Source organism: Saccharothrix carnea (genome assembly GCF_003014735.1).
GTDB classification, from domain to species: Bacteria; Actinomycetota; Actinomycetes; order Mycobacteriales; family Pseudonocardiaceae; genus Actinosynnema; species Actinosynnema carneum.
Window position 1 is genome coordinate 431,544 of the sequence record NZ_PYAX01000006.1, and the last position, 12,483, is coordinate 444,026.

Sequence of the window (12,483 nt, forward strand, 5' to 3'; positions counted from 1 at the left end):
GGTAGAACGGTCGGGTGGGCGGGCTGGGGCGGTTCGGATCGCTGTGCGCGGGCGTGGTCGTGCTGGCGGTGTGCTGGCTGGCGGCGCTCGTGACGCTCGCCGGGTGGATGCTCCTCGATGCGGGTGGAGCCCTGCTGGCGTTCCTCGGCATCCCCGTCGTGCTGGTGCTGCTGGTGATCGGGGCCGTGGTGGGGACGGCATCCGAGGAAGGCCTGGGGCGAACCTCCGGGGAAGGCCCGATCACCAAGGCGCTCATGGCGTTCTTCTTCATCGGGTGCGGCGCGCTCGTCGTCGCGAGCGGCGTCCTGAACTTCTCCGGCGCCAACATCTACCACGCGCACTTCGGTGAGCGGACCGAGGCCGTCTTCTCGTCCGTCGTGGAGTTCAACGGCGAGTCCGGCGGCGTGGTGAAGCGGTGGTACTACGTCGACGACCGCGCCACCGGTGACAACCTCGGGCCGCTGGCGAGCCCTCCACCGGACGGGACGGAGAAGGGCGACCCGATCACGGTCCTCGTGGACCCCGCCGGCTGGATCCGCCCCGTCCCGGCCGACAGCGCGGGCTGGACCACCGTGCCGACGGTGATCCTGCTCGGCTGCGCGGGTGTGGTCGCCCTCGGCGCCCTCGGCGTGCTCGCGACGGGGCTCGTGGTGCTCACCAGGCGTCCTCGGTGAACGAGATCGGCTCGTCGTCGTCACGTGGCCGGGGCTTTGGTGGGTCCACGCGTGGCTCCTCGCCGCGGCACAGGGCGGAGAGGGCTTCGCGGTCCGCTTCCAGTGCCGCCCGCACGCCGCGGTCGGCGGCGGCTTCGCCCATGAGGACTTGGCGCCAGCTCAGGTAGCCGCCCGCGATCCGGCGCTGCAACGCCTGCAGTTCCGGCGAGGCCGCGTTCGACTTCGCGTACTGCATCACCCGCCGCACGTCGTCGGCGGACGGCTCGCGCTGCGGGTAGCGCAGCTTGGCCGCCTCGCGCATCGCCTTGTCGGCGTCGGCTACCGACCTGGCCAGCACGTCCTCCGCCGTGAGCACCTCCGCCGTCCGCCACGCGCTCACCGCACACCCCTTCCCACGCGCCGATCCCCGCTGCGACGCACCGCACGCGCCGCGCGTTCCCATGAAATCAGGATTCACCGACCCCACATACCGGTCGACCGGAACCTCTCCAGCGTGGCCCGGTGCGGCGCCAGGTCCATGCCCTGCGCGGCCACCCAGTCGTCGTCGTAGTACGTGTGCCCGTAGCGCTCGCCGCCGTCGCACAGCAACGTCACCACGCTCCCGCGCAGCCGCGACGCCCGCATCTCCGCGATCAGCTGGAACGCGCCCCACAGGTTCGTGCCGGTCGACCCGCCGACCCGCCGGCCCAGCACGTCCTCGACGTGCCGGATCGTGGCCACCGACGCCGCGTCCGGCACCTTGTACATCCGGTCGATCACGTCGGGGATGAACGACGGCTCCACCCGCGGCCGGCCGATGCCCTCGATGCGCGAGCCCCGCGTGCCGGTCAGCGACGGGTCCCGGTCGCGCCACGCGTCGAAGAACACCGAGTGCTCCGGGTCGACCACGGCCAGCCGGGTGTGCAGCTTGCGGTAGTGGATGTAGCGGCCGATGGTGGCGCTCGTGCCGCCGGTGCCCGCGCCGACCACGACCCACTCCGGCTCGGGCGCCGCCTCCAGCGCCATCTGCTGGAACACCGACTCGGCGATGTTGTTGTTGCCGCGCCAGTCCGTGGCCCGCTCGGCGTGCGTGAACTGGTCCATGAAGTGCCCGCCCAGCTCCGCCGCCAGCCGCCGCGACTCGTCGTAGATCGCGCCCGGCTCGTCCACGAAGTGGCACCGTCCGCCCTGGCGCTCGATCAGCGCCACCTTCTCCTGGCTGGTCGACCGGGGCATCACCGCGATGAACGGCAACCCGAGCAGCCGCGCGAAGTACGCCTCCGACACGGCGGTCGAGCCGGACGACGCCTCGATCACCGGCGTGCCGCCGACGACCCAGCCGTTGCAGATGGCGTACAGGAACAGCGATCGCGCGAGCCGGTGCTTGAGCGAGCCGGTGGGGTGGGTCGACTCGTCCTTCAGGTACAGGTCGATGCCCCACTCCGGTGGGAGCGGGAAGTGCAGCAGGTGCGTGTCGGCGCTGCGGTTGGCGTCCGCTTCGATGATGCGGACGGCCTCGCACACCCATTCCCGGGTCCGGGAACTACATCGGTCTACCGAAGAGGTCACGCCGGCACGATAACTTCTGCGACGTGAACTCACTTCTGAGCGGCTCGTTCCGCGGCAGCCTCCTCGCCGGCGCCGTCGGCGACGCGCTCGGCGGTTCGATCGAGTTCGACCGGATCGACCGCATCCGGGGCCGGTTCGGGCCTGCGGGCCTCACCGACTACGCGCCCGCCTACGGCAGGCTCGGCGCGATCACCGACGACACCCAGATGACCCTGTTCACCTTGGAGGGCCTGCTGTTGGCCCGCAAGCGCGGCAGCGACCCGGTGCACGAGGTGCGCGTGGCGTACGCGCGGTGGCTGCGCACGCAGGGCGGACCGGAGGTCACGCCGGACGGGTGGCTGCTGGACGTGCCCGAGCTGCACGACCGGCGCGCGCCCGGCAACACGTGCCTGACCGCGTTGCGCTCGGGCGTGCTCGGCACGGTGGACACCCCGATCAACGACTCCAAGGGCTGCGGCGCGGTGATGCGGGCGGCACCGGTGGCGTTGTGGTCCGACGACGTGCGCGAGGTGTTCGACCTGGCCGCCGCGACCGGCGCGCTGACCCACGGCCACCCCAGCGGCTACCTGTCGGCGGGCGTGCTGGCCGTGCTGGTGCAGCAGGTGCTGGCGGGCGTGGCGCTGCCCGCCGCGATCGAGCAGGCCCGCGCCGAGCTGATCCGGTGGGACGGGCACGAGGAGCAGCTGGCCCTGCTCGACCTCGCCGTGGAGCTGGGCGTGGGCGGCGTGCGGCCGACGCCCGAGGTGATCGAGACGACGTTGGGCGGCGGGTGGGTCGGCGAGGAGGCGTTGGCGATCGCGGTGCTGACCGCGCTGGCCGCGCGCGACCTCGCGGACGGGCTGCTGCTCGCGGTCAACCACTCCGGGGACAGCGACTCGACCGGTGCGCTGTGCGGCAACCTGCTGGGCGCGCGGGACGGTGTCGAGGCCATCCCGGCGCACTGGCTGGAGACGCTGGAGCTGCGGGACGTGGTGGAGCGCCTCGCCGACGACGCGGTGAGCGCGTTCGAGCGGTGACCGGACGGGCCGCCGCCCGCGATCAGCGGGAACGCCTCACGAACTGGGGAAGGCGCTGCAAGGCGTACGGATAGGGCAACGGCCGGCTGCTGACCTCGGTCAGCCGCTCCACGTGGGCGTCGTCGAGTGACCAGCCGGCGGCACCGAGGTTGTCCTGGAGCTGGTCCGGCGTCCGGACCCCGATGATCGGACCGGTCACCCCGGGTTGCTGGAGCAGCCAGCGCAGGGCGACCTGGGACGGCGTCCTCCCGACCTCGGCGGCGACGGCCGAGACCGCCTCCACGACCTGCCAGGTGCCCTCGCTCGCGTCGTCGTGCACCGACTGCCGCCGGTCACCCAGCCTGGTGCCTGCCGGTGCCTCGGTCATCTCCCGGGTGTACTTGCCGGTCAGCCACCCGCCGCCGAGCGGGCTCCACGGGATCAGGCCGAGGCCCTCGTTGCGGCAGATCGGCAGCAGTTCGAGTTCCGCGTCGCGTTCGAGCAGGTTGTAGAGCGGTTGCAGGCTGACGAACGGCTCCCACCCGTGCTGTCGGGCCAGGTCGATCGACTTCTGCAACTGCCACCCGGTGTAGTTGCTGGCACCGACGAAGCGCACCTTGCCGCTGGTGACCAGTCGGTCGAGGGTGGACAGCGTCTCCTCGATCGGGGTGGCGTCGTCGAAGACGTGGATCTGGTACAGGTCGATGTAGTCGGTGCCGAGCCGGCGGAGACTCGCCTCGACGGCCCGCACCAGGTGCTTGCGGCCGGCGCCGTTCACCGGTGCGCCGGCGGCCATCTCCCCGTACGCCTTGGTGGCGATCACCAGGTCGTCGCGGTCGTGCGAGCGCAGCCAGCTGCCGATGATCCGCTCCGAACCGCCGAACTGGTAGGTGTCGGCGGTGTCGATGAAGGTGCCCCCGGCGGCGGTGAACTCGCCGAGGATCCGGTGGGCGGTCGGCTCGTCGGTCTGGCTGCCGAACGTCATGGTGCCGAGCGCGAGTTCGCTGACCTCGAGGCCCGTGCTCCCGAGGAATCGTCGTTGCATGGGTCGAACAGTAGGCACGGTCGCGGCCGGGGACCGGGCCAATTCGCCGCGGAGATCCCGCGCCGATCCGCCGCTGGGCGAGCCGGGACAGGAGCCTGGACACGCCTTAACCTACATAGGTAGGCTAGAGGCGTGGAACCACTCGGACGCATCGGCCGGGCCACCGTCGACGTGCTGGCCGTGCTGCTCGACAGCGACCAGCCGCGCTGGGGCCTGGAGATCATCAAGCTGACCGGGCGACCGTCCGGCAGCGTCTACCCCCTGCTCGACCGCCTGGAACGGGCCGGGTGGGTCACGTCGTCCTGGGACGACGACAGCGAACGCCGCGGCCCGCGCCGCCGGATGTACGTGCTCACGCCCGGAGGCGCCCAGGAGGCGACCAAGGTGTGCGCGAAGGCCGGCGGTCGGGCGAAGGCCGGGACCGCGCCCACCACCCGACCGGAGGTCGCCCGATGAACCGACTCGTGACCCGACTCGCGCTGGCCGTGGTCGCCGCCGCCGCCGCACGGCTGCCCCGCGGGCAAAGGGACCGTTACCTGGAGCAGTGGCGTGCCGATGTCGAAGGCGCGCGGGAACTGGGCCTCAACCCGCTCGGCGTGGCGTTCGGCGCGGCCCGCATCGCGAAGCGGGAGCGCGGGCCCGTGCTGCTGCCGATCGGTCCGCTGGCGCTGGCCCTGCGGCTGCGCGAGAGCACGAACATCGGCGCCGTGCTGGCCGTGATGGTGCTGGCGAACCTCGGCGGAGCGATCCTGCTGGTCGTGTAGCGGGGCTAGGCGGCGTCGCCGCGCAACTGGGCGCGGAGCTTCTCGCGCTCGGCACGCCGCACGGCCTGCTTCTCCTCCAGCCCCTGCGCGACCCGCGTGCGCAACCCGCTGAACACGAACAGCGACAGCGGCAGCGCCACCACCACGCCCACGGCGAGGGCGACCAGCAGCGGCACGTTCACGAGCACGAGCAGCGCGGTGACCGCGGCGACCATGCCGAGGCGCGCGCCGACGTAGAGCGTCACATCACGACCCAGGTGCACGTCAACCAGGTTACGCGTCGCCCGCCGGGCCGGCCGCCGCGGTGTTCGGACGACCCTCGAACCGGGTGGACAGCACGACCGTGGTGCGCGTGCGCGCGACGCCCTGGATGCGGCGCAGCCGGCCGAGCGAGCGCTCCAGGTCGTCCACCGTGGCGACCCGGACCTTCACGATGAACGACTCGTCGCCCGCCACCCGGTAGCACGACTCGACCTCGACCAGCTCGGCCAGCGCGAGGGCCAGCTCGTCGTCGTCCGCGGTGTCGGTGGGGTGGATGCTGACCAGCGCGGTCACGCCGAGGCCGACGGCGCTCGGGTCGACCACGGCGTGGTAGCCGACGATGACGCCGGTGGCTTCGAGCTTGCCGACCCGTTCGTGCACGGCGGAGGCCGAGAGGCCCACCTTGCGGCCCAGGTCGGCGTAGGTGGCCCGGCCGTTCTCCCGCAGGGCGGCGATGATCTGGCGATCAAGAGCGTCCACCGGTCACAGGGTAGGCCCACGGACCTGCCCGGAAGAAAGGCGGTGATGTCCGAACCGCGCGCTTCGTCCCTTACTACCTCTTTACCATCACCCAAGCGTTCGAGTACCCGATGGGTGGGGTGCCACCATGCGTCCGGTACGTCTGTTCACCATCGGGGAGGATGCCGTGACCGTGACGCAGGGACATCAGGGGGAACGCCTGCTGACGCCGGGCGAGGTCGCGAACTTGTTCCGGGTCGACCCGAAGACGGTCACCCGCTGGGCCACCGCGGGCCGGATCGGCTCGATCCGCACGCCGGGCGGCCACCGCAGGTTCCGCGAGTCCGAGGTGCAGCAGCTGTTGTCCCAGCTGACCACGGAGGCGACCGAACCCGTCCGGCACTGACGACGCACACCTCCTGGACACGGGTAACCTCGTGGCAAAGGAGGTGGCGACCATGCTCTACCTGCTCGCGGTGATCGGTGCGCTCACCATCGCCGTGCTGCTGTGGCGTGCGTTCGGGCCGGACCGGGTCGATACCGCCCCCAGTCGTCGTGTCGTGGCACCGGACGACGACCCCGACTTCCTGCGCAAGCTCGGTGAGCAGCGCAAGAAGAAGCCGGACGACGAGGAGTGACGCCAACGGAGGGGCCTCAGCCCGAGGCCCCCTCGTCCTGACCGACGTCCCCGGTCGTCCGGGTCAGTTGTTCGGGAAGTCGTCGGCCACGGTGGCGGCGAGTTCCAGCAGTGCCAACCGGGTGTCCGGGGCGAGCTTGTCCAGCTCGATCTCCGCGCCCTCTTCCAGGTGCGTGTCGAACGGGATGCGCACCACGGCGCGGCAGCGCTGGGCGAAGTGCGCGGCCAGCTTGTCCAGGTCGACCTTGCCCGAGCCCGGCCGCACCGAGTTGATCACCGCGACGGACTTCGCGACCAGGTCGCGGTAGCCGTGGGCGTCGAGCCAGTCCAGCGTCGCCGCCGAGGTCTGCGCGCCGTCCACCGAGCCCGACGAGACCAGCACCAGCGAGTCGGCCTGGTCGAGCACGCCCTTCATGGCCGAGTGCATCAAGCCGGTGCCGCAGTCGGTGAGCACGATGTTGTAGAACAGCTCCAGCAACGAGACCGTGCGCAGGTAGTCCTGGTCGCTGAACGCCTCCGACACGGCCGGGTCCTGCTCGGACGCCAGCACTTCGAGGCGGCTGGGCGACTGCGAGGTGTACGCGCGCACGTCGCTGTACCGGGTGATCTTCGAGGCGTCGCGCAGCAGGTGCCGCACGGTCGCCGTGGTCTCCCGCGGCACCTTCAGCGCCAGCGTGCCGCGGTCGGGGTTGGCGTCGACGGCGATGACCCGGTCGCCGCGCAGCGAGGAGAACGTCGAGCCGAGCGTGGTCGTCGTCGTGGTCTTGCCGACGCCGCCCTTCAGGCTCAGCATCGCGATCTTGTAGCAGCCGCGCAGCGGCTGGTTGATCCGCGCGATCAGCTCACGCCGGCGGAGGTCGGCCGGGCTCTCGCCGAGGTTCACCAGGCCGCCGGTGACCGAGTGCAGGGTCTTGCGCCAGCCCGACTGCGGTGGCCGCTTCGCGCGCTTGATCAGCTGCTGCGAGGAGACGTCGTTGGCGTTGGCCCGCTGGGCCTGCTGCGGCGGCTGGGGCTGGACGCTCTGCGGGAAGTTGTTGGGGAAACCGCCCTGGTACTGGTGCGGCCCCGACTGGCCCGGGTGGGGGTACGGACCGGACTGGCCGCCCGAGACCTGGTAGGCGCCGGATTGCCCGCCGGACACCTGGTAACCGCCCGACTGGCCGCCCGAGACCTGGTAGCCACCCGACTGCCCGCCCGCGACCTGGTAACCGCCCGACTGGCCGCCGGAGACCTGGTACGGCCCGGATTGCTGGCCCGGCACCGGGTACTGACCCGACTGCGCCGGGAACCCGCCGGACGGCGGTCCGGTCACCGGGCCGGACGTCGACGGGTCGAGGTAGACGGTCTGGGGGTCGACGTACTGGGCTCCCGACCCCGGCTCGACCTGGTAGCCGCCCGACTGGGTCGGGTTGGGCTGCTGCCCTTCCGCTCCGGCCGGCTGCTGCCACGACGGCTCAGGATTCTCGTAGCGACCGGTCACCGCTGGGGTCCTCCCTGAGCAAGCGGATCGAGACCTCCCCGACCTCACGCGTTCGACGGTAGTCGGCGAGCAGTGGTTCCACGACACTGGGTGCGCGCTGGACCGGCGGAATCCCGGGCAGGTCGGCGGGCACCGCGCACCCGTTGGTCTACGGGATCAGCCGACGCCGGCGTACGAGTGCAATCCAGTCGTTACGAGGTTGATGAAGAACAGGTTGAACACGGTCAGCGCGAAGCCGAGCGAGTTGATCCAGGCGGCGGGCCTGCCGCGCCACCCCGCCGTCGCCCGCGCGTGCAGGTAGGCCGCGAACACCACCCACGAGACGAACGCCACGGTCTCCTTGGGGTCCCAGCCCCAGAACCGACCCCACGCCGCCTCGGCCCAGATCGCGCCGCAGATGATGCCGATGGTGAACAGCGGGAACGCGAACACCGTGCTGCGGTAGGCGAGCCGGTCCAGCACGTCGGCGTCGGGCAGCTTGGTGAACCGCGCCCGGCCCGAGGTCTTCAGCAGGTACAGCACGCTGGCCACGCCGGGCACCAGCAGCACGCCGCTGGACACCGAGATCACCGACACGTGCACCACGAGCCAGTACGACTGCAACGCGGGCTGCACGGGGGCGGCGTCGGCGTAGAGCACCGTGCCGCCGAGGAACATCAGGATCACGATCGGCACGAGCACGAAACCGCCGAGCTTGCGCACGTCGAACGTGCGCGAGAGCACCAGCCACGTGACGACTGCGGCGAGCGTGAGGAGCGAGCCGTACTCGTACATGTTGCCCCACGGCGCGCGTTCGGTCGCGAAACCGCGCAGCACCAGCGAAGTCGCCTGCAGCAGCGCGCCGAGGACGGTGAGCGCCGCGCCCATGCGGCCGAGGCGTTCGGCGCGGGACCGCCGTTCCGGCTGGGCGACCAGGCCGGGCGTCCACGTGCCGTCAGCCTGCTTGCCGCCCGCCGCGACGGCACCGGCCAGTTCCCGTGCCTTGGCGGGCCGGGCGAACGCGGCCTCGCACAGGTACAGCACGGCGGCGAAGAAGTAGATCGCCACGGCCGCGCCGTAGGTCCAGTCGCTGTAGGTCGCCAGGGTCGCGTTGACCGGCATCAGCTGTCCTCCTTGTCAGCGCGAACGGCAAGCGCGTCGGCAGGCCTGTCGGCGGGTTCGGCGCGGTCGGCGAGCAGGTCGCGGGACAGGGCGGTGAACTCCTCGCCGTACCCGGCCTGGTCGGTGCGCGCGAGGCCGCCGACCTCGACCACGGTACGCCCGTCCTCCTGCGGCGTCGCCCGCACCCACACGCGGCGGCGCTTGATGCTCAACGAGACGGCCAGACCCAGGATGACCAGCACCGAGAACAGCAGCACCCACACCTGGGTCGGGTCGTGCGACACCTGCAGCGACACCCAGTCGCGCACGCCGTCGAAGCGGATCACGGTGCCGTCGTCCAGGGTGAGCTGCTCGCCCTGCGTGAGGTTCTGCCGGGCGACCTTGGTGAGCTTGCCGTCCTGCACCATCTTCTGGTCGATGGAGAAGATGGACTGGCCGCGGCCGGAGTCGGTGCCGAGGTCGCCGCGGTAGACGTCGATCGCGACCGCCGGGTCGTTCGCGGCGGGGAACGCGGAGTCCAGCAGCTCGCCCTGGAACACGGCGGTCGGCGCGAGCAGGCCGGTGATCGCGAGCTGGCTCTTGCGGCGCTGCTCGGCGTCGGGCACGTTCGGCGGGTCGAACTTGGTGGCGCCTTCGGAGGCGAGCGTGACCTGGTTGACCGGGCGCCACTGGGTCGCGCCGGTGCGGGTCTCGCCGTTGGGGAAGGTGACCGTGAACAGCGGCGTGTAGCCGTGGCCGAGGAGGTAGAGGCGGTCGCCCGCGGTGCGCAGCGGGCTGTTGACCTCCAGCGGGTACGGCCGCCAGGTGCCGTTCTCCAGGTCCGCGCCGGACTGGTAGTGGATGGCCGCGTGGAAGCTCTCCGCCTGGCCGTTGTGCAGGTACGTGGCGTCGAAGTCGTCGACCCGCACGCAGAACTGGTTGAGCCGCGTGCCGTCCACGCGCAGCCCCGGGCGGAACGTGTCGTAGTTGTAGACGCCAGAGTTGCAGAACTGGCCGCCGTTGGCCTGCACGATGACCTGGCCCTCGTACCCGAGCATCTTGCCCAGCGCGAACGCGATCAGCAGGCCGAGCAGGGAGAAGTGGAACACCAGGTTGCCGGTCTCGCGCAGGAAGCCGCGTTCGGCGCTGATCGTGCGGGCGCCGTCCGGCTCGTCGCGGGTGACCGTGCGCCAGCCCTTCAGCCGGCGTTCGGCCCGCTCGATGACGTCCCGGGGTGACGCGGTCGTGCCGGCCGACGCGTGGTGCGGCATGCGGGCCAGGTTGCGCGGCGTGAGCACCGGCTTGGCCCGCATCTGCTTGAAGTACTCCCAGGTGCGCGGGAGCAGGCAGCCCACCAGGGACACGAACAGCAGCACGTAGATCGCGGAGAACCAGAAGCTCGCGTAGACGTCGAAGAACTGCAACCGGTCCAGGAACCGACCCCACCAGCCGTTGTCGGCGATGTACTCGTCGACCTTGAACGAGTTCAGCGAGCGCTGCGGCAGCAACGCGCCGGGCATCGCGCCGAGGGCGAGCAGGAACAGCAGGGTCAACGCGGTGCGCATGGCCGTCAGGCCGCGCCACGTGTTGCGCAGGAAGGCGAGGGCGGTGCGCACTACAACGGCAGCTTCAGGTCGTTGACCACGGCGTCCCGCAGCCAGAGCACGAAATCGCCCCACAGCCCGGTGACCAGCGCCACCCCGACCGCCATCAGCAGCACCCCGCCGAACACCTGCACCTGCCGGACGTGCGACCGCAGCCACCCGGTCGTCCGCACGGCCCACCGCGCGCCCAGCGCGATCAGGACGAACGGCAGGCCGAGCCCGAGGCAGTAGGCGAGCACCAGGACCGCGCCGCGCGCGGTGACCGAGCCGACCTCCGTGCTGCGGGTCAGCGCCAGCACGCCCATCAGCGTCGGCCCGATGCAGGGCGTCCAGCCGAGCGCGAACACCCCGCCGAGCAGCGGCGCGCCGAGCAGCCCGGCCTTGGGCGTCCGGTGCACCCGGACGTCGCGCTGGAGGGCGGGGACGAGGCCGATGAACACCAGGCCCATGGCGATGGTGATCACGCCGCCGATGCGCTGCAGCAGGTCGCCCTGGAACCAGAACAGGTCGGTCAGCCCGAGCACGACGAACGACGTCAGGGCGAACACGACCGTGAAGCCGAGCACGAACAGCAGGGCGGCGCCCGCGACCCGCCAGCGGCCGGACTTGGCGGCTTCCCCCTCGGCCACGGCCGGTGCTTCCGCGCCGACCAGGCCCGCGAGGTAGGCGAGGTAGCCGGGGACCAGCGGGACCACGCACGGTGAGGCGAACGAGATCGCCCCGGCGAGCACCGCCACCCCGGTCGCGAGCAGGATCGGGCCGGAGGTGGCCAGATCGGTCGGGTTCACGCATTCAGGGTAGGTAGCCGCCACTTGACGCCGCTCACCGGCATCCCTTATGGGCGACCTGGGTCACAGTGCCGGATGGCCGCTGCTTCCTGGGCGACGGATGGCTACTACCCGTCTCGGTGAATGTTTAAACGCGACTATCAATCCTTGTGGGTTAGCGGGCAACTCCATAGCGTGACCACATGCGTGCTCACCGGCTCGTCCTGCCCGTGCTGGCCGTTGCTTTCGCCGTCGTCGCCGCTCCCCTGCCCGGCGGCGCCGCAGAGCCCGGCGCCGGCGTGGAGTGGGTCGAGGTCTTCTCCCCGGACGGCACGATCTCGCGCACGCCCGTCCCGGTCGCGGTCGAGACCAGGGCCGCGCCCGCGGAGGTGGCCGCCGACGTGGTGGCCATCCAGGAGACCGGCGCGCCCGACCAGCGGTTCGACCTGGTCTTCGTCGGCGACGGCTACACCTCGGCCGAGCTCGCCGCCTTCCACGACCACGTGGTGGGCAAGTGGGCGGAGCTGGCCGCCGTGGAGCCGTTCAAGTCCTACCGCCAGTACTTCAACGTGTGGCAGGTCAACGTCGTGTCGAACGAGTCCGGCGTGGACCACGACCCGGCCCTGGGCACGGACCGCGACACCGCGCTGGACATGGGCTTCTGGTGCCAGGGCCGCGACACCCAGACCGAGCGCCTGCTGTGCGTGAACCAGACCAAGGCCACCCAGTTCGCCGCCCTGGCACCGCAGGCCGACCAGGTCATCGCGCTCGGCAACACGGCCAAGTACGGCGGCGCGGGCGGTGGGGTGGCGACCGCCGCGGGCGCGAACGACCAGGCCGGGCAGATCGCCGTGCACGAGCTGGGCCACTCGATCGGCAAGCTGGCCGACGAGTACGACTACCCGTACGACCGGTACAGCGGCACGGAGCCGACCGAGGTCAACGTGACCGCGGACCCGACCGGCGCGAAGTGGTCGGCCTACCTGGGCCTGCCGTCGCCGGACGGTGGCGTGGTCGGCGCGTTCGAGGGCGCCCGCTACTACAAGTACGGCCTGTACCGACCCACCGAGGACTCGATCATGCGCACGCTGGGCCGGGAGTTCAACCTGGTCGGCCGGGACGCGATGGTCGAGGCGTTCAAGGCGAAGGTGCCCGAGCTGCGCTGACGG

16 protein-coding genes are annotated in these 12,483 nt (G+C 71.5%); 7 read left to right on the top strand and 9 right to left on the bottom strand.

The features are described 5' to 3' along the window. Nucleotides 1-14 precede the first annotated feature (14 nt). Entirely contained in the window at nucleotides 15-674 is a 660-nt protein-coding gene (locus tag B0I31_RS20185; RefSeq protein ID WP_106616905.1) for a hypothetical protein, read from the top strand. Here the strand turns inward: B0I31_RS20185 and B0I31_RS20190 are convergent. Then, nucleotides 655-1,053 (bottom strand): hypothetical protein, encoded by a 399-nt coding sequence (locus B0I31_RS20190; protein ID WP_106616906.1) that lies wholly within the window; start codon nucleotides 1,051-1,053, stop codon nucleotides 655-657. The two genes, B0I31_RS20185 and B0I31_RS20190, sit on opposite strands and share 20 nt — an antisense overlap. Before the next feature lie 74 nt (nucleotides 1,054-1,127). After that, nucleotides 1,128-2,177 carry an L-cysteine desulfhydrase Cds1 gene (gene cds1 / locus B0I31_RS20195; protein ID WP_106616907.1) on the bottom strand — a complete coding sequence of 350 codons (1,050 nt, stop codon included), beginning with the start codon at nucleotides 2,175-2,177 and terminating at the stop codon, nucleotides 1,128-1,130. A 68-nt stretch (nucleotides 2,178-2,245) separates the two neighbouring features. On the opposite strand from cds1, the gene B0I31_RS20200 reads away from it, so the two are divergent. After that, entirely contained in the window at nucleotides 2,246-3,238 is a 993-nt protein-coding gene (locus B0I31_RS20200) for an ADP-ribosylglycohydrolase family protein (protein WP_106616908.1), read from the top strand. Between the two features lie 22 nt (nucleotides 3,239-3,260). Here the strand turns inward: B0I31_RS20200 and B0I31_RS20205 are convergent, their stop codons facing one another. Further along, complete coding sequence (locus tag B0I31_RS20205) at nucleotides 3,261-4,262, bottom strand: aldo/keto reductase (protein ID WP_106616909.1); 1,002 nt, start codon at nucleotides 4,260-4,262, stop codon at nucleotides 3,261-3,263. Between the two features lie 132 nt (nucleotides 4,263-4,394). Here B0I31_RS20205 and B0I31_RS20210 point away from each other — a divergent pair, with 132 nt between their 5' ends. Together B0I31_RS20210 and B0I31_RS20215 are read left to right on the top strand one after the other, a co-directional pair. Further along, on the top strand, nucleotides 4,395-4,718 hold the full coding sequence (locus B0I31_RS20210) for a PadR family transcriptional regulator (RefSeq protein ID WP_106616910.1): 324 nt from the start codon (nucleotides 4,395-4,397) through the stop codon (nucleotides 4,716-4,718). Beyond that, on the top strand, nucleotides 4,715-5,026 hold the full coding sequence (locus B0I31_RS20215; RefSeq protein ID WP_106616911.1) for a hypothetical protein: 312 nt from the start codon (nucleotides 4,715-4,717) through the stop codon (nucleotides 5,024-5,026). The genes B0I31_RS20210 and B0I31_RS20215 overlap by 4 nt, the downstream gene beginning before the upstream one ends. A 5-nt stretch (nucleotides 5,027-5,031) precedes the next feature. On the opposite strand, the gene B0I31_RS20220 is transcribed toward B0I31_RS20215, so the two are convergent. Together B0I31_RS20220 and B0I31_RS20225 are read right to left on the bottom strand one after the other, a co-directional pair. After that, nucleotides 5,032-5,289 carry a DUF4229 domain-containing protein gene (locus B0I31_RS20220; RefSeq protein ID WP_274534280.1) on the bottom strand — a complete coding sequence of 86 codons (258 nt, stop codon included), beginning with the start codon at nucleotides 5,287-5,289 and terminating at the stop codon, nucleotides 5,032-5,034. A 10-nt stretch (nucleotides 5,290-5,299) separates the two neighbouring features. Then, entirely contained in the window at nucleotides 5,300-5,767 is a 468-nt protein-coding gene (locus B0I31_RS20225) for an Lrp/AsnC family transcriptional regulator (RefSeq protein ID WP_106616912.1), read from the bottom strand. A 127-nt stretch (nucleotides 5,768-5,894) separates the two neighbouring features. Here B0I31_RS20225 and B0I31_RS20230 point away from each other — a divergent pair, with 127 nt between their 5' ends. Together B0I31_RS20230 and B0I31_RS20235 are read left to right on the top strand one after the other, a co-directional pair. Continuing rightward, nucleotides 5,895-6,152, top strand: coding sequence for a BldC family transcriptional regulator (locus B0I31_RS20230; protein WP_245950114.1), 258 nt, complete (start codon nucleotides 5,895-5,897; stop codon nucleotides 6,150-6,152). 52 nt (nucleotides 6,153-6,204) lie between these two features. Beyond that, nucleotides 6,205-6,384, top strand: a complete 180-nt coding sequence (locus B0I31_RS20235; protein WP_073886373.1) for a hypothetical protein — start codon at nucleotides 6,205-6,207, stop codon at nucleotides 6,382-6,384. Between the two features lie 63 nt (nucleotides 6,385-6,447). Here the strand turns inward: B0I31_RS20235 and B0I31_RS20240 are convergent, their stop codons facing one another. From B0I31_RS20240 to B0I31_RS20255, 4 genes are all read right to left on the bottom strand, one after another. After that, nucleotides 6,448-7,863, bottom strand: a complete 1,416-nt coding sequence (locus B0I31_RS20240; protein ID WP_106616913.1) for a nucleotide-binding protein — start codon at nucleotides 7,861-7,863, stop codon at nucleotides 6,448-6,450. A gap of 156 nt (nucleotides 7,864-8,019) precedes the next feature. Continuing rightward, entirely contained in the window at nucleotides 8,020-8,964 is a 945-nt protein-coding gene (gene ccsB / locus B0I31_RS20245; RefSeq protein ID WP_106616914.1) for a c-type cytochrome biogenesis protein CcsB, read from the bottom strand. Then, nucleotides 8,964-10,508: a cytochrome c biogenesis protein ResB gene (resB, locus tag B0I31_RS20250; RefSeq protein WP_106617066.1), complete on the bottom strand. Its 1,545-nt coding sequence runs from the start codon at nucleotides 10,506-10,508 to the stop codon at nucleotides 8,964-8,966. The genes ccsB and resB overlap by 1 nt, the downstream gene beginning before the upstream one ends. Before the next feature lie 50 nt (nucleotides 10,509-10,558). After that, nucleotides 10,559-11,335 carry a cytochrome c biogenesis CcdA family protein gene (locus B0I31_RS20255; RefSeq protein ID WP_106616915.1) on the bottom strand — a complete coding sequence of 259 codons (777 nt, stop codon included), beginning with the start codon at nucleotides 11,333-11,335 and terminating at the stop codon, nucleotides 10,559-10,561. A gap of 182 nt (nucleotides 11,336-11,517) precedes the next feature. Here B0I31_RS20255 and B0I31_RS20260 point away from each other — a divergent pair, with 182 nt between their 5' ends. Next, complete coding sequence (locus B0I31_RS20260) at nucleotides 11,518-12,480, top strand: M64 family metallopeptidase (protein WP_106616916.1); 963 nt, start codon at nucleotides 11,518-11,520, stop codon at nucleotides 12,478-12,480. The last annotated feature ends 3 nt before the right edge of the window (nucleotides 12,481-12,483 follow it).